14 protein-coding genes and 2 pseudogenes are annotated in these 20,444 nt (G+C 69.4%); 10 read left to right on the forward strand and 6 right to left on the reverse strand.

Going from position 1 to position 20,444, the window contains the following annotated elements; all coding sequences use genetic code 11:
* The first annotated feature begins 10 nt into the window (after nt 1-10).
* Complete coding sequence (locus ACWGO0_RS28220; RefSeq protein WP_453540924.1) at nt 11-2,755, forward strand: SpoIIE family protein phosphatase; 2,745 nt, start codon at nt 11-13, stop codon at nt 2,753-2,755.
* A 583-nt stretch (nt 2,756-3,338) separates the two neighbouring features.
* On the opposite strand, the gene ACWGO0_RS28225 is transcribed toward ACWGO0_RS28220, so the two are convergent.
* Both ACWGO0_RS28225 and ACWGO0_RS28230 read right to left on the reverse strand, forming a co-directional pair.
* Nucleotides 3,339-4,001 (reverse strand): response regulator, encoded by a 663-nt coding sequence (locus ACWGO0_RS28225; RefSeq protein WP_453540927.1) that lies wholly within the window; start codon nt 3,999-4,001, stop codon nt 3,339-3,341.
* Nucleotides 3,976-5,148, reverse strand: coding sequence for a sensor histidine kinase (locus ACWGO0_RS28230; protein ID WP_453540930.1), 1,173 nt, complete (start codon nt 5,146-5,148; stop codon nt 3,976-3,978). Before ACWGO0_RS28230 ends, ACWGO0_RS28225 begins: the two co-directional genes overlap by 26 nt.
* A 175-nt stretch (nt 5,149-5,323) precedes the next feature.
* On the opposite strand from ACWGO0_RS28230, the gene ACWGO0_RS28235 reads away from it, so the two are divergent.
* A complete protein-coding gene (locus ACWGO0_RS28235; RefSeq protein ID WP_453540933.1) occupies nt 5,324-7,594 on the forward strand; it encodes an MMPL family transporter in 2,271 nt (756 codons plus the stop codon).
* 168 nt (nt 7,595-7,762) lie between these two features.
* Here ACWGO0_RS28235 and ACWGO0_RS28240 read toward each other — a convergent pair.
* Nucleotides 7,763-8,068: pseudogene (locus tag ACWGO0_RS28240) on the reverse strand (transposase); the annotation flags it as partial.
* Nucleotides 8,069-8,330: 262 nt separating this feature from the next.
* Between ACWGO0_RS28240 and ACWGO0_RS28245 the strand changes: the two are divergent.
* The 5 genes from ACWGO0_RS28245 to ACWGO0_RS28265 all read left to right on the forward strand — a co-directional run bounded on the left by ACWGO0_RS28245 (nt 8,331) and on the right by ACWGO0_RS28265 (nt 14,780).
* Complete coding sequence (locus ACWGO0_RS28245) at nt 8,331-8,921, forward strand: hypothetical protein (protein WP_453540935.1); 591 nt, start codon at nt 8,331-8,333, stop codon at nt 8,919-8,921.
* 313 nt (nt 8,922-9,234) lie between these two features.
* Nucleotides 9,235-10,170 (forward strand): NAD-dependent epimerase/dehydratase family protein, encoded by a 936-nt coding sequence (locus ACWGO0_RS28250; protein ID WP_453540938.1) that lies wholly within the window; start codon nt 9,235-9,237, stop codon nt 10,168-10,170.
* A 267-nt stretch (nt 10,171-10,437) separates the two neighbouring features.
* On the forward strand, nt 10,438-12,294 hold the full coding sequence (locus ACWGO0_RS28255) for a glycosyltransferase family 2 protein (RefSeq protein ID WP_453540941.1): 1,857 nt from the start codon (nt 10,438-10,440) through the stop codon (nt 12,292-12,294).
* A 46-nt stretch (nt 12,295-12,340) separates the two neighbouring features.
* Complete coding sequence (galE, locus tag ACWGO0_RS28260) at nt 12,341-13,369, forward strand: UDP-glucose 4-epimerase GalE (protein WP_453540944.1); 1,029 nt, start codon at nt 12,341-12,343, stop codon at nt 13,367-13,369.
* A 28-nt stretch (nt 13,370-13,397) separates the two neighbouring features.
* Nucleotides 13,398-14,780, forward strand: coding sequence for a UDP-glucose dehydrogenase family protein (locus tag ACWGO0_RS28265; protein WP_453540947.1), 1,383 nt, complete (start codon nt 13,398-13,400; stop codon nt 14,778-14,780).
* On the opposite strand, the gene ACWGO0_RS28270 is transcribed toward ACWGO0_RS28265, so the two are convergent.
* Nucleotides 14,759-16,030 carry a right-handed parallel beta-helix repeat-containing protein gene (locus ACWGO0_RS28270; RefSeq protein ID WP_453540950.1) on the reverse strand — a complete coding sequence of 424 codons (1,272 nt, stop codon included), beginning with the start codon at nt 16,028-16,030 and terminating at the stop codon, nt 14,759-14,761. The two genes, ACWGO0_RS28265 and ACWGO0_RS28270, sit on opposite strands and share 22 nt — an antisense overlap.
* A gap of 66 nt (nt 16,031-16,096) precedes the next feature.
* Nucleotides 16,097-16,483 carry a hypothetical protein gene (locus ACWGO0_RS28275; protein ID WP_453540953.1) on the reverse strand — a complete coding sequence of 129 codons (387 nt, stop codon included), beginning with the start codon at nt 16,481-16,483 and terminating at the stop codon, nt 16,097-16,099.
* 690 nt (nt 16,484-17,173) lie between these two features.
* Here ACWGO0_RS28275 and ACWGO0_RS28280 point away from each other — a divergent pair.
* Nucleotides 17,174-18,685, forward strand: coding sequence for an FUSC family protein (locus ACWGO0_RS28280; RefSeq protein ID WP_453540956.1), 1,512 nt, complete (start codon nt 17,174-17,176; stop codon nt 18,683-18,685).
* A 25-nt stretch (nt 18,686-18,710) separates the two neighbouring features.
* On the opposite strand, the gene ACWGO0_RS28285 is transcribed toward ACWGO0_RS28280, so the two are convergent.
* Nucleotides 18,711-18,842 carry a hypothetical protein gene (locus ACWGO0_RS28285; RefSeq protein WP_453540959.1) on the reverse strand — a complete coding sequence of 44 codons (132 nt, stop codon included), beginning with the start codon at nt 18,840-18,842 and terminating at the stop codon, nt 18,711-18,713.
* Nucleotides 18,843-19,057: 215 nt separating this feature from the next.
* On the opposite strand from ACWGO0_RS28285, the pseudogene ACWGO0_RS28290 reads away from it, so the two are divergent.
* Nucleotides 19,058-19,215, forward strand: a pseudogene (locus tag ACWGO0_RS28290) (FUSC family protein); the annotation flags it as partial.
* A gap of 96 nt (nt 19,216-19,311) precedes the next feature.
* Nucleotides 19,312-20,379 carry a lactonase family protein gene (locus ACWGO0_RS28295; protein ID WP_453540962.1) on the forward strand — a complete coding sequence of 356 codons (1,068 nt, stop codon included), beginning with the start codon at nt 19,312-19,314 and terminating at the stop codon, nt 20,377-20,379.
* Nucleotides 20,380-20,444 lie beyond the last annotated feature (65 nt).

Raw genomic sequence — 20,444 nt, forward strand, 5'->3', positions numbered from 1 at the left:
AAATGGGGGTATGCGCCCTTTCAGGCGATCTGAGGCGCGATCCGGCCTCTCGGGCTCTCAGCCGCGCAGCCGTTTCCGCTCGCTGCTCGGCGTGCGCAGCGTGGCCGGGCAGGTCGTCCTCCTGCAACTGGCACTCGTGATTCTGCTGGTCGCGGGTGCGGTGGTGTCACTTTTCCTGCAGGGCCGCCGGGACAGCATGGAGCAGGCCGCCGGCACCACGCTCGGGGTGGTCCAGACGCTGGCCCGCGCACCCGGGATGGTGGAGGCGATGGACAGCGGCAACCCCCCGGCGGCCTTGCAGGACGGGATCGAGAAGGTCCGCGCGGCGAGTGGGGTCGACCTGCTCGTCGTGTACTCCCCGGAGGGGATCAGGTACACCCACCGGGACCCGTCGCTCATCGGGAAGCATGTCGTGGGTACCGGCATCCCTCCGCGGGAGCCCGTCACCCGGTCCATCGAAACGACCTGGGGCTTCTCCGTGATCTCGGTGGCGGCGGTCCGCCGCGACGACGGCTCGGCCGCCGGTTCCGTGTCGGCGGGGATCACCATCGACCGCGTGCAGGGTGCCGCGAGTCGTGACCTGCCGGTCCTCCTCGGTTCCGCGGCGGCGGCGCTCGCGGTGGCGTCGGTGGGCGCCGGGCTGGTCAGCAGGCGTCTGCGTCGGCAGACCCGCGGCCTGGACCCCGCCGAGATGACCAGGATGTACGAGCATCACGACGCGGTGCTCCACTCCGTCAGGGAGGGGGTGCTGATCGTGGGGGCGGACGGCCGACTGGTGCTGGCCAATGACGAGGCGCGCCGGCTGCTGGACCTCGGGGCGAACGCGGAGGGGCACGCGGTGACCGACGTGGGCCTGGACGCGGCGGTCGTCCGGCTCCTGGTCCCGGGCCGGTCGGTCACGGACGAGGTGCTGCCCGTCGGCAAGCGGCTGCTGGCGGTGAGCCTGCGGCCGACCGATGAGCGGGGCGGGCCGCAGGGCACCGTGGCGACGCTCAGGGACACCACTGAGCTGCGGGCCGTGACCGGCAGGGCGGAGGTGGTGCAGGAGCGGCTGTTGCTGCTCTACGAGGCGGGTACGAGGATCGGCACGACGCTCGACGTGACGCTGACCGCGAAGGAACTCGCGGATGTCGCCACCCCCGCTTTCGCCGACTTCGCCACGGTCGACCTCGCCGAGTCGGTGTGGCGCGGGGAGGAACCCGGACCGTCCCGCGGAACAGTGATGAACATGCGCCGGGCCGCCGTTGCCGGCCCGGGCGGCGACCATCCCTTCTATCCCGTCGGCCGGGTGATCGGATACGCGCCCGACAGCCCGCCGTACGAAGGCGTCAGCGTGGGACACGCGATCCTCGAACGCGACATCTCCACGGCGTGGGGCTTCCGGCAGCAGGACCCGGAACACGCGGACCGGATCATCGCGTACGGAGCTCACTCCCTGCTCTCCGTCCCCGTGCACGCCCGTGGTGTCGTCCTCGGCGCCGCCAACTTCTGGCGTGCCTCGAATCCGGAACCCTTCGGCGAGGAGGACCTGTCGTTCGCCGAGGAGCTGGTGGCCCGGGCGGCGGTGTGCGTGGACAACGCCCGGCGCTACACGAAGGAACACGAGACCGCGGTCGCCTTGCAGCACAGCCTGCTGCCTCGGGACCTGCCCGAACAGAACGCGGTCGACGCGGCCTTCAGATACCTGCCGGCGGAGGCGGGGGTGGGCGGGGACTGGTTCGACGTGATTCCGCTGCCCGGAGCGCGCGTCGCCCTGGTGGTGGGTGATGTCGTGGGCCAGGGTCTGCATGCCGCCGCCACGATGGGACGACTGCGAACCGCGGTGCACAACTTCTCATCGCTGGACCTGCCGGCCGATGAACTCCTGGCGCGTCTCGATGAGTTGGTCTGCCGGATCGACCGGGAAGGGGCCGCCGCCGACGAGGGGATCACGGGGGCGACGTGTCTGTACGCGATCTACGATTCCGTCGACGGGAGTTGCTCGTTCGCGAGTGCGGGCCATCCCGTACCCGCGATCGTTCTTCCCGACGGCGGTGTCCGGTTCCCGGACATTCCGCCCGGTGTCCCGCTCGGTCTGGGCGGCCTGGGAGGTCTGCCCTTCGAGGTGGTGGACCTGCGGGTCCCGGAGGGGAGCCGGCTGGTGCTGTTCACGGACGGCCTCTTCGAGGTGAGGAGCCGGGGTACCGACACCGGCCCGGAACTGCTGCGCGGTGCGCTGACCGACCTGGGCCTGCGGTCCCCGGAGGACACCTGTACCGGTGTGCTGGAGGCGATGCTGCCCACGCCCGCGGACGACGATGTAGCTCTGCTGGTGGCCGAAACGCGGATCCTCGATCCCGAGAGGGTCGCGACCTGGGAGGTCGAGCAGGACCCCTCGGCGGTGTCCGGGGTGCGCAGAGACGTTGCGAAAAAGCTCGACAGCTGGGGACTGGAGGAGGAGACCTTCGGTACGGAACTCATCCTCAGCGAGCTCGTCACCAACGCCGTCCGCTACGGCGTGCCTCCGCTTCGGGTGAGGCTGCTGTACGACCGGACTCTGGTCTGCGAGGTGTCGGACGGCAGCAGTACGGCTCCGCACCTGCGCTACGCGGCGACGACCGACGAGGGTGGCCGGGGGCTGTATCTGGTGGCCCGGTACGCGGAGCGGTGGGGCACGCGGTACACGGGGACCGGCAAGGTCATCTGGTCGGAGCAGACGCCCGGCGTGGGCGGGGGAGCGGTCGACGTCGATCTGTGGATGACATCGGAGCTTTAGCCCCGGACGCAGGGGCCATCTGGCCGTTGGTCTACCAATTGTCGCGGTCGAGGCCGATGTGGTGTGCCAATGGCGCAGCTGCTTGCCCGGCGGTTGAGTCAATGGGGACAAGGAACGGTCCGCGGTGCCTTCGTCGTCCCTGTGCGCCGCCCTCCTCACCCCGGAGGGCCGCAGGCGCGGCGCGCACCACTGCAAAGGGGGGCGGCACACCTCCGTGAAGAGGATGTTCGTGGCTCCGGATCCGGGGCGTCCGAGGCTGAAGAACTCGGGACTCGCGGCGCTGCTCGCCCTTTTCACCGTCACCGACGCGAGCGTGCGCGCCCAGCGGATCACCACCCGTCAGCCCTGTGTAGCGCGTGTCTTTGATGGTCAAGCGCAGGTTCGAGCGTAAGTGCCGATCCGCACGTGCGAGCAGGTGTATTCAACTGAATCAGGGCGTGTGCTGACTGCTTGGTGATTTCCCTGACCAAGTGTCAGCCTCTTGGATCCGTCTTCGACCAGCAGCGGCTGGTGAGCCCGACGTGAGCCGACCGGTGCACTGATGTCCGGGCGGGGACTCATGGGACATGGCCCGGCACCCGGCTCAGGTTCCGGGGAGGATACGGCGCGTTTCGTAGGCCCACATCGCGATCTCGACCCGGTTGCGGGCGCCGAGTTTGGCCATCAGGCTGGCCAGATGCGTCTTCACCGTGCTGAGGCTGATGTGCAGTGCATCGGCGATCTCGGTGTTGGTCAGCCCGCGAGCGACGGCGAGGAGCACCTGCTCCTCGCGGGGGGTGACGGGGGAGACCGGCTGGGCCATGGGCCGGCCGGCGGGCAGGTCCGCGAATGCCTGGAGCAGACGGACGGTGACGCTGGGGGCAATGAGCGCCTCACCGTCGGACGCCGACCGTACGGCCTGGGCCAGAAGGTCTGGTCCCGTGTCTTTGAGGAGGAATCCGCGGGCGCCTGCACGCAGCGCGCCGTAGACGTACTCGTCGAGGTCGAACGTGGTGATGACGACCACGGCCAGCGGGTCGTCGACGCCCGGGCCGGCGACCAGCCGGGTGGCCTCGAGCCCGTCGATCACGGGCATGCGGATGTCGAACAGGCAGACGTCGGGGCGCAGTTCGCGGGCCAGACGTACCGATTCCTGTCCGTCGGCGGCCTCGCCGATCACCTCGATGCCGGGCTGGGCGTTCAGCATGATCCGCAGCCCGGTGCGGATGATGGTCTGGTCGTCAGCGACGAGGACGCGGATGGGCACCGCTCTCGGTCCTCCCTCTCGGCAGCTCGGCTTCGACATGCCAGCCCTGGTCGGCGCCGGGGCCGGCTTGTAGTTTGCCGCCGAGCAGGGCAGCGCGCTCGCGCAGTCCGGCAAGTCCGTATCCGGCACGGATTCGGCCGGTGCGTTGGCCGTTGTCGCGCACGCTCACCCGTACAGTGTGCCGTTCCGCGGTGACCCGGACGACGACCTCGGTCGCGTCGACCGCATGGCGCATCGCGTTGGTCACCGACTCCTGCACAATGCGGTAGACGGCCGCGTCCACGGCCGGGGGCAGCGCGTCCAGTTCGCCGTCGAGTCCCAGGTCCACCCTGAGGCGACCACCCGGGGTGCGCACCAGGCGCTCCAGATCCGCGACGCCGGCAGGCGGCGCCAGCTCGGCGCCGGCCCCGCGGTTGCGCAGCGTGGCGACCATGGCTCGCATTTCCTCCAGCGTGCGCGCCCCTTCCTCCTCGACCCCCTCCAGCGCCTCGACGGCGGCGGACGGGTCGGCGCCCGCGAGCACCCGGCCCGCCTGGGCGATGATCACCATGGCCGACACGTGGTGGGCCACCGTGTCGTGCAGTTCCCGGGCGAGCTGCTCGCGCTCGCGGGAGCGCACCTGGTCCAACTGCCGCTCGCGAGCGGTCACCCGGAACCGCACGGCAGCCCCGACCACGCCGTTCAGCAGCAGGAAGACGAAGCCCGCGACCTTTTCGACGACCGGGGTCTCGTCCGTGACGGTCACCAGGGTGCAGGCCGCGAGGATCACCGCGCCGCCGAGCACAATCTCCCGTCCCGATCCCCACCGGGGCAGCGCGTACACCAGCACGAGTACGACTGCGCCGGTGTCCAGGCCGACCGGCTCGCGCGGTGCAGCGACGAGCGAGGCCACTTGAAGCAGGATCACCGAGCCGAACGCCAGCTTGACCATCGCCAGTGGGCGGGTCCGGCGCCACAAGGGCAGCAGGCACAGCCATACGGCGAACACCACCGCGACCGGCCGCCACACGACGTTCTCGCGCAGGGTGGCCTCCAGCACCACACCGCCCAGGCTGACGGCGAGCAGCGCCCAGTCCCGCCACACCCGGGCGGGCGCGTCGGGCGGCCGGGGTTCGGTCCACAGGGTTCGCAGGTCGTCTCGCAGCACGGTTCTCAGCCTAGGCACCGCGCCGTGCCGCGCATCGGCCGAAAGGACGGGGCGTCGCTCCGCCCTGGGGCTGACTGATCCGCGGCCCGCGGGCCGATGTCGCGGAGCGCCGTGGCGACGAGCCTTGCCATCGGCGGCCGTACAAGGACGGCCGACGAGGTGGTTGGAGGACCCGATGCTCTCGAAAGCCCTGTTGCGCCTGGGCACAAGCGCCGCCCGCCATCCCTGGCGGGTGATCGCGGCATGGCTGATCGCCGCCACGCTTGCCGTCCTCGCCGCGATCGCCTTCGGCGGGCGGACCGCGGACTCGATGACCGCTCCGGGGCTGGACTCCCAACGGGCCGCGGAACTGATCGAGCGAGCCGGCACGGGCCAGGAGGGGATGACCGCCCAAGTGGTCGTCACCCCCCTCGCCGGCGGTGCGACGTTCTTCGACCACGGCAGCGCGCGCACCGCTCTCACGCGGCTGCAGACCGAGGTGAAGCGGCTGCCGCACGTGCTCGGAACGAGCGACCCGGCGGGGGCACTCGACGCACGCGGGGACACCGCCGTGCGCGGCGGCCTTGTCTCGGCCGACGGGCGGATCGCAGTCGTCCGGGTGCAGTATCCCGACCAGAGCCGGCTGTCGGCCGAAGACCTCGACGCCCTCGTCGATCTCGGTGACCGGCTGCGCGCCGAGCTGCCCCTGCGCATCGAGATGGGCGGGAACCTCTTCTACGCCTTCTCCGACCCCAACGGCGGCGCAAGCGAGCTGATCGGCATCCTCGCCGCGGCCGCGATCCTGTTCCTGGCGTTCGGTTCGCTCGTCGCCGCCGCGCTGCCGATCGGCATGGCGGTCTTCGGGCTGACCATCGGAGTTGCCACGATGACGGTACTGGCGGGAGTGACGGACGTCCCGACCTTCGCCCCCGTCCTGGGCAGCATGGTCGGGCTCGGAGTGGGCATCGACTACGCGCTGTTCGTGCTCGCCAGGCACCGGGAGTACCTCGCGCGCGGGCTCGATCCTCACGAGGCGGCGGCGCTCGCGGTGGCCACGGCGGGGAGGCCCGTGGTCTTCGCCGGCGGCGTCGTCGTCGTATCGATCCTCGGCCTGGCGGTCGCGAACGTGCCGTTCATGACGGTGGGCGGACTCGCCGTCTCGATCGTCGTTCTGACCATGGTGGTCGCGTCGGTGACGCTTCTGCCGGCCTTCCTCGGCGCCGCCGGCCCACGCCTGGCCCGGGCCGGCCGGATCGGCCGGGCTCTGCAGACCGGGAAGCTGCGCCGACTCGCACGGCGGCGGGACACGGTGGCGGGCGCCGCTCCCGCCGCCGGTTGGCGGCGCTGGATCGGGCACGTCAGCCGGCACCCGGTGCTGTACGCGATCGGCGCGGCGGGGCTGCTGCTGACCGCGACGCTGCCCGTGCTCGGCCTGCGCGTGGGCCTGCCCGACGACGGCTCAATGCCCCAGAGCCGTACCGAGCGCCGCGCCTACGACCTCGTCGCCGAGGGGTTCGGCCCGGGCACCAACGGTCCCCTCGTCATCGCCGCGGACCCCGCCGGTGATCCGGGAGTGCTGGACCGACTCGTCGGGGCGGTCGCGGCGGATCCGGGCATCGCATCCGTCGCGCCGACGCACATCGATCGGGCCACCGGCATCGCGACCCTCGTGGTGTTCCCGACCACCAGCCCTCAGGACAAGGCCACGGCCGACACCCTCGCCCGGCTGCGCACCGGCGTGCTGCCCACGGCGATCGGGCACGGCCCGGCCAGGGCCCACGTCGGCGGCGCCACCGCGAGCCTGTCCGATGTGGGCCAACGCACCAGCCAACGCCTGCCGGTGTTCGTCGCCGCCGTGCTGGCGATGTCGTTCCTGCTGCTGATGCTGGTCTTCCGCTCGATACTCGTACCGCTCAAGGCGGTACTGCTGAACCTGCTGAGCATCGGCGCGGCCTTCGGCATCATGGTCACCGTCTTCCAGTGGGGCTGGGGAGGCGCACTCATCGGGCTGGAAGCGACGGTTCCGATCGTGTCGTTCATCCCGATGTTCCTCTTCGCCATCCTGTTCGGCCTGTCGATGGACTACGAGGTGTTTCTCCTCTCCCGCGTACGCGAGGAGTACCTGCGCACCGGCGACAACGGCACGGCGATCGTTGAGGGCGTCTCGCGCACCGCCCGGATCATCACCTCGGCCGCCCTCATCATGGTGGCGGTCTTCCTGTCCTTCGCCGTCGCCGATGACCCCTCCACCAAAATGTTCGGGCTCGGCCTGGCCACCGCGATCTTCATCGACGCCACGGTCGTACGCATGGTGCTGGTACCGGCGACCATGACACTCCTCGGCCGGACCAACTGGTGGCTGCCGAAGTGGCTGGACCGGATGCTTCCCCGCGGCCCGGTCGGCACCGACGACACCGACGCGGAATCCACGGGTGAGGCCCCGCGTCCACGGCTGGTTGACCGTTGACTCAACTCCTGCCCGCCCTTGGCGTCCGGCACCTCAGCGCGTCACCCAGGGGCATATCGAGTCGTGATCATCGGGTGGTCCTGGTGAGGTCCTTGATCCAGATCACAGGTAGTTGTCGGGAGTCTTGTCGTATCGGGTGGCGATGCCTCGCCATGCTTTGAGCTTGTTGATCAGAGTGGAGTCGATGCTGACCAGAGACAGGTCCACCTCACCCCGCTTCGCAGCTTCCGTGATCAGGCCCTCCAGTAGGGCCTCGAAGGCGCTGGCGTCACGCCAATGCCGGAAGCGGTTGTGGACGGTGGACCAGGCGCCGAACTCCGTCGGCATCTCCCGTCACTGCCCGCCCGTCTTGAACTGCCAGATCACGCCCTCGAACTGCAGCCGCAGGTGCGCGGGGTACGGGCCGTACTTGCCGATCGGCAGGTACGGCTCGATGAACTCCCAATCCGGATCGGTCAGTTGCACTCGCCTCACGTAAGACCGTCTATCGGACCGGACCGTGCCACGAAGGCACATCCCGCAAATTGATCACGAGTCGATACGCGCCCTAGTCCACATCCGTCAGCTGCTGACCGAACGGCACAGAGGCCTGGTCAACGAGAGGCTGGGCCTTGACCCAAGGCCGGGTGGTTACAAGGCCTGTCCGACGGATCTTGTCGGCCGCCTGTGTGCAGGATGGGGCAGGTGGGCGATAACAAGGTGCGGTGGGCAAGGTGATGTCGGCAGGATGCCCGGCGTGACTGAGCTGCCGAGCAATGCCGTCCCAGCCCCTGCCGTCCTTGATGCTTTCGGTGTGAAGGGGGCGGCTGTCCCGCTGGTCGGTGGGCAGGGCCGAAGCGTTCTCATCGGCGGGTTTGTATTCAAGCCTGCTGAGGGCCCTGACAACGAGGTCGAGTGGGCGGCTTCTGTGTTCGAGGAGCTGGCGTCATGCAGAGGCTTTCGAGTTCCGCTGCCGCTGCGGGCCGCCGACGGGCGAAGCGTCGTGGACGGCTGGACTGCCAGTGAGTTCCTGACCGGTCAACCTGGTCCGCAGGGGCACTGGACCGGTGTGCTCAGCGCCGGCCGCGCCTTCCACGCCGCTCTTCGAGAGTTGCCGCGGCCCGACTTCCTTGACCGGCGGGTGCATCCCTGGGCAGTGGCCGACCGAGTTGCGTGGGGCGAGCAGGCCATCGACGTAATCGACGACCTCGCCACACCGTTCTCGACCCTGCAATGGGGCAGGTCCATTCCCTTCGGGCGATCGGCCTCGACGTGCAACGGGCCGGCGGCACCTTCAGGAACTGCTGATCGCTCACACGTTCCAACGGTCGGGTCGCCCGTGCCGTGACCGCCGACGCGCGCGATGGCCGTTCACACGCATGAGTGGAGGGTTCGAACGGCGCCCCGGCCGCCGCTCGCGATGCGATCCCGCGACACATCCGGCCCTGCTGTGCGGACAGTCACAACGGACGTCTTCGCGCATTGCGACCGAACAGCGCATTCCCCCGGAGGGGATTCCGGGCACTATTCCTGTACGCCCATGCTATTTTCCTGCGGAATCGAAGAATCGATTTCCGCCTTCCGTCCCCTCCTGGAGAAAAGCCATGCGCATTGCCGTGACCGGCGGCGGGTGATTTCTGGGCTCACGCCTGTGTGAGGCATTGCTGCGGCGTGGGGATGCCGTCGTCTGCCTCGACAACTTCGCCACGGGAAATCCCGAGAACATCGCACATCTGCGCGAGTTCCATGCCTTCGAATTCATTCTCGCCGACGTGAGCGAGTTCGTGCAGGTACACGGACCCCTTGACGCCGTCGCCCACCTCGCGAGCCCCGCCTCGCCACCCGACTACCTTCGCCAGCCCCTCCAGACGCTCGCCGTGGGCAGCCGCGGCAGCGAGAACATGCTGCGGCTGGCGGAGCAGAACAACGCGCGTTTCCTGCTTGCCTCGACCAGCGAGGTCTACGGTGACCCCCTGGTGCATCCACAGGACGAGGAGTACTGGGGGAACGTCAACTCCGTCGGGCCGCGCAGCGTGTACGACGAGGCCAAGCGGTACGCCGAAGCGGTCACCATGGCATATCACCGGAGCCGCGGTGTCGACGTGGGCATCGTCCGCATCTTCAACACCTACGGCCCACGCATGCGACCGCACGACGGACGTGTCGTATCCAGTTTCATCACGCAGGCGCTAAGCGGCGAACCGCTCACGATTTACGGCGACGGCAAGCAAACACGTAGCTTCTGCTATGTCGACGATCTGATCCGCGGAATTGTCGCCATGCTGGACTCGTCCGTCACCGGGCCGGTCAATCTCGGCAATCCGGAGGAGCGGACGGTGCTCGAACTCGCGGAGCTCGTCCTCGAAATCACCGGCTCGACATCGGACATCCAGTACCACTTGCTCCCGACGGACGACCCCACCCGTCGGCGACCGGTGATCACTCGTGCAGCGGAACTGCTCGGCTGGAACCCCGAGGTGGACGTCCGGCAAGGGCTGCGCAGGACCGTCGACTGGTTCGGTAACCGACCTCAGGACATCGCAGTGGCAGCGGCAGCGATCCGCGGCGGGCAACAGGACACCGTCCCGGGTCCGTGACCCTCCGCCGGCTTCCCAACCGGTGTCTGCCCTGAGCGAAGTCGTGGGGGGGCCCCCGGGGGTGGGGGCCCCAGAGCCCCCGGGGGGCGCAAACCCCCCCCCCGGAGACCGGGCGCCCCCCCCGCCCCCCCGCCCCGGGCCCGCCCCCCCCCGCCCCACCCCCCCCGGCGCGGGCCGCGCCGCCCTGGGCCCCCCCCCCCCGGGGGCCCCCCCACGACTTCGCGCAGGGCTGCACAACACCGGCGACCTTCCTCCTGGAGCACACCCATGACGCAGGCCGCACCTGGCCCCGCTCTCAACTCCGACACGATCACCCTTACCCCGCCGGCCGCACCAGCCGACGAGCTCCACACGCTGTCCGCCGGCAACGTCGTGGGTATCTCCCCCGACGGGCCCGTGTTCGGGACCCCTCCCCGTACGGCCCCCACACGAGCCGACAGCTTCGTCGCCCAGTTCTCCCGCGCCGACCGGGTCAAGGTGATGCTGCTCAGCGCCGGGTGGCTCGCCGGGCTCGTATGGTTCTGGGTCTGGTGGCTCCAGCCCGGGCACCGGGTCGGCTGGGTGGGGCTGATCGTCAACAGTGCCCTGCTGGTCTACCTCACGGTGCTGCCCTTCCACTTCGTCTTCGTGTGCGCCCGGATGCGGCGTTTCAACCCGGCGATTGCGGTACCTCGGGTACGGGCCGCCTTCGTGGTGACCCGTGCGCCCTCCGAGCACTGGCACATGGCCCGGGCCACACTGCGCGCAATGCTGGATCAGACGTTCCCGTACGCCTACGACGTCTGGCTCTGCGACGAGGACCCGACGCAGGAGATCTTGGACTGGTGCCGGGAGACCGGGGTCGGGCTCTCCTGCCGGCGCGGTGTCACCGAGTATCACCGGGCCTCCTGGCCGCGCCGGACACGGTGCAAGGAAGGCAACCTCGCCTACTTCTACGACCGCTGGGGTTACGAGCACTACGACGTCGTGGCCCAGCTGGACTGCGACCACATCCCGCACCCCGACTACCTCGTCGAGGTCGTGCGGCCCTTCGCCGACCCGGCGATCGGCTACGTCGCCGCACCGAGCATCTGCGACTCCAACGCCGAGGCATCCTGGTCGGCGCGCGGCAGGCTCTACCGTGAGGCGGTGTTCCACGGTGCCTTCCAACTCGGGCACTCCGAGGGGTACGGCCCCCTGTGCATCGGCTCCCACTACGCCGTCCGTACCCAAGCCCTGCGGGACATCGGCGGTCTTGGCCCCGAGCTCGCCGAGGACTTCTCCACCACCTTCCTTCTGAACTCCGCCGGCTGGCAGGGCGCGTTCGCCATCGACGCCAAGGCGCACGGCGAGGGGCCGATCACGTTCGCGGCCATGGCCACCCAGGAGTTCCAGTGGTCGCGCAGTCTCGCCGTCCTCCTCTTCGGCATGCTCCCGAAGCATCTGGGCCGGATGAGTCGTCGCCTGCGCCTGCGGTTCGGGCTCATCGCCCTGTACTACCCCCTTCTCGCGACAGCGACCGCCGTGGGCATCGCGCTCCCCCCTGTCGCCGCCGTCACCGGCCTGCCCTGGATCAACGTCAACTACTTCTCCTTTCTGGGCCACTTCTGGGCCATGTCTGTGTGGCTGATCCTCCTCACCCTGATGGTGCGCCGCTGTGGCCTGCTTCGCCCGCGTGATGCCCCCGTACTGAGCTGGGAGAACTGGCTCTTCGTACTGGCCCGTTGGCCCTTCGTCGTCTGGGGCATCGGCGCTGCACTGCTCCAGCGGCTCCGTCCACGGCCCGTCGTCTTCAAGGTCACGCCCAAGTCCCGCAACGGACTCGAACCACTGCCCCTGCGCCTGGTCGTCCCCTACGTGCTCATCAGCTGCGCGCTTTCGTCGGCCGCGGTGGTCGGCGAACTCACCGGCCCCGCAGCGGGCTACGTCTTCCTGTGCATCCTGGGCTCACTGTCCTACGTCGTGGTCACCTTCGCCGTGTCTGCCCTGCATATCGTCGAGGCCGCCCGGGGAGCCGAAGTTCGCACCCACCGGGCCCTCGTCACCGCGTGGGCGCCCCTGCTCGCGGGCACCCTCGCACTGCTTCCCCTGACCCTGGCCGCGTTCCTGTACCCGGCCTACCTCTCCGGTGTCCTGGGCTGGTGACTCGGCTCGTGCTCTCGCCCGGACCCGCGAACCAGAAAGGTGCACCATGCCCGGTTCCTCCACTGTCCTCGTGACCGGTGCCGCCGGCTTCATCGGCAGCCACACGTGTGTCGAGCTTCTTGAGCACGGCCACGAGGTCGTGCTGGTCGACAACTACTCCAACAGCTCACCCGAAGCCGTGGAACGGATCGCCAAGGTCGCCGGCCGCCCGCCGGCCGCCGTGTACGAGGCCGACCTGCTCGACCGGCGAACGCTCGACAAGGTGTTCGAGGCTCATTCCTTCGACGCCGTCATCCACTTCGCCGCCAAGAAGGCGGTGGGCGAGTCCGTGGAACAGCCGGTCGACTACTACGACACGAATGTCGGCGGGACGACCGCGCTGCTTCGCGCGATGCACGACCACGGCGTGCGCCGTCTGGTCTTCTCGTCCTCGTGCTCGATCTACGGTGATGCCGCTAAGGTTCCGCTGACCGAGAGCGACCCGGCCCGCCCCACCAACCCGTACGCCACTTCGAAGTGGCTGTGTGAGCAGGTGCTGTCGGACGTCTGCCGCCGGATCCCGGAGCTCTCGGTGCTGGCGCTGCGGTACTTCAATCCGGTCGGCGCCCACCCCTCAGGACTCCTGGGCGAAGTACCGCACGGTGTTCCCAACAACGTCATGCCGTACATCGCGCAGGTCGCGGCCGGCCGACTCGGCCGACTGAAGATCTTCGGCGACGACTACCCCACTCCGGACGGCACAGGGGTGCGCGACTACATCCACGTGATGGACGTCGCTGAGGGACATCGCGTCGCCCTGGACCATCTCGACGACGAGCGCGGCATGAGGGTCCTCAACCTCGGTACAGGCCGGGGAACCTCCGTACGCCAGCTGCTGGCAGCTTTCGCGGATGTCTGCGGAGCGCCGATTCCCTACGAAATCACCGGTCGTCGGCCCGGTGACGTCGCCGAGCTCGTCGCCGACCCCACCGCAGTGGCACGGGCCTGGGGCTGGGCCACCACACGGGACCTGACCGCCATGGTCAAAGACGCGTGGCGCTTCCAGCAGATCAACCCGTCCGGCTATGAGAACTAACTGAACCTCGGATCAGGAGAAGAACAAGATGCGGCTCACCGTGATTGGAACGGGCTACCTGGGTGCGGTGCATGCCGCGTGCATGGCGGACATCGGACACGAGGTGCTCGGCGTCGACGTGGATGCCCACCGGGTCGCGATGCTCGCCGAGGGCAGGACCCCCTTCTACGAACCGGGGCTCCAGGAGACCCTCGCCCAGGGTCTCGGCTCCGGCCGCCTCCGGTTCACCACCTCGCTGCGCGAGGCCGCCGAGTTCGGGGACGTCCACTTCATCTGCGTCGGCACCCCGCAGAAGGAGGGCTCCCACGCTGCAGATTTGCGGTACGTCGATGCCGTCGTCGATGAGCTGGTGCCTCACCTGCGACGGCCGTGCCTCATCGTGGGCAAGTCGACGGTGCCCGTCGGCACGACGTCCCGGCTCGATATGCGCCTCGAAGCGCTCGCTCCCGAGGGCGCGGGCGCCGAGGTCGCCTGGAACCCCGAGTTCCTCCGCGAGGGCCGTGCCATCGAGGACACGCTGCGGCCCGAACGGATCGTGGCAGGCGTCTCGTCACCCCGTGCCGACGCTGTCCTGCGGGAGGTGTACGCGCCCATGCTGCAGGCGGGTGTTCCCTACATCAGCACGGACCCGGCGACCGCAGAGCTGGTCAAGGTGGCGGCGAACTCCTTCCTTGCCACCAAGATCTCGTTCATCAACGCGATGGCTGAAGTGTGCGACGCGGCCGGCGCGGACGTGTCCACCCTGTCGGAGGCCCTCGGCCACGACCCTCGGATCGGACGCGCCTTCCTCTCCGCGGGCCTCGGATTCGGCGGCGGTTGTCTGCCCAAGGACATCCGGGCGTTCATGGCGCGCGCCGGGGAACTCGGTGTAAGCGACTCCGTGGCGTTCCTGCGCGAGGTCGACGAGATCAACGGGCGTCAGCGGCACCGCACGGTCGGCATCGCGCGGAACATGGTCGGCGGGGACTTCGCGGGCCGCCGTATCGCCGTACTCGGCGCCACCTTCAAGCCGGACAGCGACGACGTAAGGGACTCACCCGCACTCGCCGTGGCCGCCGCGGTCCACCGCGAGGGCGCGGCCGTCAGTCTGTACGACCCGCAGGGCATCGAGAACGCCCGGTCCGTACTGCCGCAGATCGAGTATGTCCACGACGTGGCGAAGGCGTGCGAGGGCGCCGAACTCGTCCTGCACCTCACGGAGTGGGCCGAATTCCGCCGGATCGACCCCGCGGTGCTCGCTGCCGCCGCTTGCGAACCGCGGATTCTCGACGCCCGCAACGCACTGGACGCCGCGCTCTGGCGCTCTGCGGGGTGGACCGTCCGCGCGCTCGGAAGGCCGGCGCCGCCTGCCCTGCCCAACCAGCAGGCGACCGCCCCCGTGGCCGTGGCCTACTCCTCCGAACTGGGCTGAGCCGCACCGGCGGCGGCTGTCGGGGCGAGGCGCTCACCGAAGTAGTCGACGGCTCCGGGGGCGATACCCAGCTCCTGGAGATTCAGCGCCGCCGCGGTCAGTTCGTCCGTGCAGCCAGGCACCATCAGAGCGGCCCCCTTCGCACTTCTGACGGGGGCCGTCGTGCTCTCCAGGCACGGGTCGGCCGCCGAGCCCGTGGGGCCGGATTCGTCCTGCTCCTGACCGTTGGCGGAACGCCAGGAGTCGAGCGTCAGATGGCTCTGGGCGCCCCACCGCACCTTCCAGGCGTCCGTGCTGAAGTAGTCGTTGCCCTGCAGGATCACGTCGTCCGACGCGAAGGCCTTGGTCGAGAGCACGAGCGGTGCGCCGTCCGTCACGAAGATGTTGTTCCGGATCCTGGCGCTCGTCAGTCCCGCCTCCAGGCGCAGGGCGGGCGCGTCCTCCGATGTGCGGCTCGATGCCTTCATCACCACGGTGTTGTGGTAGATGTCCAGGTCTCTGACGAGGCCGCCGTACGCGACGATCCCGCCGTACTGACGGTGCTTCCGGGAGTCGTCGTGGCTCAGGTTGAAGCGCACGACGTTGTCCCGGTGCGCGCCGTTCCGGTCGCGGGTGTAGAGGAGATAGCCCGGTCCGTCGTTGCCGAAGGCCAAGTTGTACTGGAGGACCGACGAGGAGACGTTGTTGTCGAGGCCGAAGCCGCCACCGTCCACATGAGAGCCCGACCGGTTGGCGTACGAGACGTTGTGCTCGATGACCACGCGGGTGGAGTCGTAGGCCCAGATCCCCTCTGGCCCTTCCTCCGCCCGGCTCGACGACTTCCGGCCGTTGTGATGCGACGACGAGCGCCGGACCTCGGCGTCGCGGACGCTGCCCAGCATGATGCCGCTGCCGGTGTTCCGGTCGGCCGACTTCGGATCGCCGTCGTTCTCGTACGCCTGCACTCGGGCCAGCGAGACTTTCTCGTGGGCGTACAGGGGGTCGTCCGCGTCGAACGCGGGCCCCACGGAGGAGATGCCTGCGTCCTTGTTGCCGTGGACGACGGTGTCGCTGATGCGCACGTCGCGAAAGCCGGTTCCTCGGTTGGCGCCGACGAGTGTGACACCGTCGCGGAAGCGCGAGATGTCGAGGCGGGAGAGGACCACGTGCGACAGTTTCCGGTCGTCCGCGAGATCACTGAAGAACCGGACCCCGGTGCTCCTGGTGAACGAGCGGTCGTCTCCCACCAGTTCGAGGTCCCGGATCTCCACTCCTGCCGTGTTGTAGACGGAGATGCCTGGCGTTCCGGCTGTCTCGATCGTCGCACGGCCGCCGCCCTACGAGTCGACCACCACCGGCTTCGTCGCTCTGCCCGCCTCGTCCTCGTCGAGCGAGAGGGAGCCGCGGTAGCGGGCACCCGCTCGTAGCCGGAGACGGTCACCCGGTCTGTAGGTCACCGCGTCCGCCTTGCGCAGCGTCCGCCAGGCCCGCTCCGGGGAGAGACCGTCGTTGTCGTCGTCGCCGTCGGGACTCACGTAGAAGGTGAACCCGTCGGCGGCGTTCTTGCGGGGCGGCACATAGGTGTCCGGCAGCGAGCAGCCGGACGCAGCAAGCAGGGCGGTGACCAGCGCGCACGGCACGGCGCGTGAGCGGTACCGTCCCGGGGCCTGCCGACCACGCGGCTCCTCGGACGTGGCCCCCTGCTTCTCCGTTCGTTCCTGCATCGATGCTCGCGCTCCCTGGCTGTCTGGTGCATCAACGGTGCTCAGGCAGCCTGACAGAGAGTCGGGGGCCGCCACCGGCAATGACATGACGCACAGGGCTGAAGAATTACGCCAGGGTGAACGAACCAGCACGAGTCCGTGGCCCTTCGCTTCGAGCAGCGATCTGCCTCCCGAGGTGGCGATGATCGCGCACGCCGCGTGGACACGGACCCGGCGAACGCGGGAGCACTCCGCAATAGGTGCGGCACATCCGTCTCTGAGCCACGCCAAAACGTATGTCGGTCGGATCCTTCATCTGCCGGTGGCAGAGAGGCCGTGGACACTGTGACGCGATGATCGAGGGTGGCAATTCCTGCGGAATGGGCGTGGCCGCAACGCCAAGATCCAGTTCAAGGTTTCCGAGGTGACGGCCTGGGTTCGGCAGCAGAGGCTGCAGTGATCAGGCGGAGGTTCTGAGTCGGTAGCTGCCGTTCGTACGCCGGTGTTGCGTGAGGCTGGTCCGTTGGCTCTGCTGCGGCCGAGCGAGGTGAAGCGACTTGGACCATTGGCCCAAAGAATTGGGCCTCAGTTGAACCATCAGCCCTCTAGATGCTGAAATGGGTATGTCAACGGCGCTGCGGGTCCCCCCCGGGGATCTCTGTGGCGCCTTTCTCATGTCTGCGTGGTCTATGTGCGAAAGGGCGGGGCAACTTGCTGAAGAGGGCGTTCGGTGCTCACGATCCGGGGCGAATCCGGTTGCGGTTCGCGTCCCGGGCTGTGCTCGGCATTGGGCTCGCCGTCGCGCTGTGCGGGGCGGCCGGGCACTCGCTGGAGGCGGTCATCACTGGTGGCCTGGCCGCGCTGCTCGCACTGTTCACGGTGACCGACCCGACAGTGCGTGGGCAGGCCACCACGACCGCGCTTCTCCCCGTCGTCGGTTTGCCGGTGCTCACGCTCGCCGCCGTGCTGCATGATGTGCCCGTCGCGCGCGACCTGGCATTCCTTGCCGTCGTGGGGGCGGGGGTGTACGCCCGGCGGTGGGGGCCCCGCGGGCACTCGCTCGGCGTGTTCGGTTTTATGGCGTATTTCTCTGCCCAGTTCCTGCACACGGTGCCCGGCCAGCTGCCCGAGCTCTACGCGGCCGTGCTGCTGTCGCTCATCGCATCGTCGGCGGTGCGGTTCGGGGTGTGGTGCTACGAGCGTCGGCTCGCGGCGCCCGTTCCAGTTGCCCTCCCGATCGGGGCAGCGGGGCTAGGGCGGATCACGACGCGGCAGGCCGCACAAGCGACGTTGGGGTCGGGGTTCGCGCTCGCTGTGGGGCAGGTGCTCTCCGATCAGCGCTGGTACTGGGCGGTCGGCGCCACCTGGTGGGTGTTTGTGGCCACGACCTCGCGAGGCGAGACCGTCGTGCGCGGGTTCAGACGATTCCTGGGGACGGTGCTCGGGATCGGGGTGGGCTTCGCCGTGGCTGTGCCGCTGCACCATGAGCCGGTCGTGGCCGCCGTGGTCGTGGCGGTGAGCGTGTTCGGGATCTTCTATACCGCCGCTGTCTCCTACACCTGGATGATGCTCGCGGTGACCGTGATGGCGAGCATGCTGTACGGGCTGCTCGGTGTGCTCGACGTGGGTCTGCTCATGCTGCGGGTGGCTGAGACGGCGGTCGGGGCGCTTGGTGCCGTACTAATGGTGCTGTTCGTCCTGCCGGTAACCACGCACTCGGTGACCGAGGCGTGGGTGGAGCGGGCGCTGCGGTGCGTGCACACATGTACAGCGGAGGCCGCCGCCCGGCTTGCTGGGAGCGAGGACGCCGACCCACACCGGCGCGTTGTCGAACTGGAGGCGATCCTTGGCCGGGTGCGCTTGTCGCTTGCGCCGCTGGTCCATCCGCTCAATCCGATGAAGGACCGCAAGCGACGGGCGCGGCATGTGCTCGCGCTGCTGGATGACTGCGCACGCGAGGTACGCGGCCTGGCCTCCGTCGCTGCTGACCCGGAGGCCTCGCACGACATCCGGCTCGCCGCAGCCTGCTGGCGGGTGGAGGCCGCCGTCGAGGCCCTTACTGATGCGCCGACCGTCGGGCGGGACCTCCGATTCGACAACGCGACGGCTACGGAGCCGACGGGCGCCGAACCCGTGTTCGCCCACCTCCATGCGCTGGAGCGGGCCCTGCTCGAACTCGCCGTGCCTCTGCGGAGGTCCAGTCAAATTCCGGCCGACGCCTGAGCCGTCGCGCGTGGCGAGGCGTAAATCAGATCCCCATGCCGAGCAGCCTCGCGGCCCTGCCTATGGAAGACGGCATGAGGTGGCGGTGGATGCGATACGTCACCTCGCTGGGCTTGTGGCCCATCCACTCCGCAGCATCCGTGATCGGAATTCCCATGGCGAGGAAATTGGAAGCGAAGAAGTGCGCAGGCTGTGCATGGTGTAGCCCGTAGTTATGCCAGCGGCGCGCATAACCTTTTGCCATTTGTAGCGGAATGCATTTCCGCTGCAGTACGGGCTGCCGCCGACACCGGCCCCGCCACGACCGCCATTAGTCAATAGATACCCGTGCGACTCCGCAGGGTGTTTTTTTCCGTGTATTGCAACAAGCGCAATGCCCGCCTGGTGGCCGCCTGCTGGCGCGTCGAAGCCGCGGTGGACGCCCTCACCGCCTGTGAGCTGCCCCGAGGCCGCACGGCCTGGAGAAGGCGCTGGCGGAGCCGGCCAGGCCGCTCGGGTCCTCGCACGGCTCGCCCGTGGTCACTTCCTGATGGGCTCACCGATGATCTGAATTGGTCTGGACCAAGGCGTGCTGCCTGCTAGCGTCGGCCCAAAGATCGCGACAGACGGTGAAGAGGGGTAGCGCGATGAGCGGGAACAGCGCCGGGCGGGCATTCATTGGGTCGTTCACCTCGGCGGGCGGGCTGGGAATCACCGCCGCCGCCGTGGACCGGGAGACCGGCGCGCTGACCGCGCTCGGCTCCACCGACGCCCTCCCCGACCCCTCGTACCTGGTGACCGGCCTCGGCCCCGGGCCGGGCGGAACGGCCCTCTACGCGGTCAGTGAGAGCTCGCAGGGCGCGGCTGCCGCCTTCGACGTCTCGGGTGACGTGCCGCGCCTCCTGGGTACCCCGCAGTCCGTGCGCGGGGAAGCCCCCACTCATCTGACGCTCGCCGCGGGCCACGTGGTCACGGCGAACTACGGCTCCGGCAGCGTCACCGTGCTCCCCGTACGGGCCGACGGCTCGCTCGGGGCCGCTGAATCGGTTCTCCAGCATGAAGGCAGCGGCCCGGACGCCTCCCGCCAGGCCGCCCCGCACGCCCACGAGGTGCTGGCCGACCCTTCGGGGCAGTGGCTGCTGAGCGTGGACCTCGGCACCGACTCCGTGCGCGTCTGTGCCGTCGACCCGGCCACGGGGGAGCTGCGGCTGCACGGCGAGACGGCGCTGAACCCGGGTACCGGACCGCGCCACCTGGCCTTCCACCCGGCGGGCCAGGTCGCCTACGTCGTCGGCGAACTCGAACCGACCCTCACGGTGTGCGCCTGGGACGCGGTCACCGGCGTCCTGGAACCTGTCGCCGTGACCGCCGTGCTGCCCGACAGCGTGACCGGCGACGCAGAGGTGCGTACGTACCCGTCAGAGGTGGTCGTCTCGCACGACGGACGCTTCCTGTGGGTCGCGAACCGGGGGCACGACAGCATCTCGGTCCTCACCCTGGACGTGACCGGCGAGAAGGTGGCCCTGGCCGCGTCCGTCAGCTGCGCGGGGCACTGGCCGCGTGACCTGGCCCTCGACCCCACGGGGCAGTGGCTGTACGCCGCCAACGAGCGCTCCGGAAACGTCAGCTGGTTCGCCGTGGACGCCGCGACGGGCATCCCCCGCCACGCGGGCTCCCTGGACATCCCCGCGCCCTCCTGCGTGACCTTCGCCTGACGTTCGAGAAGGCGGCGGCCCGCGCGACGGCCGGGCGCAAGGAAACGGCCGGTGCGGTACGGACC

The sequence above is a fragment of the Streptomyces sp. NPDC055749 genome, from assembly GCF_053617235.1.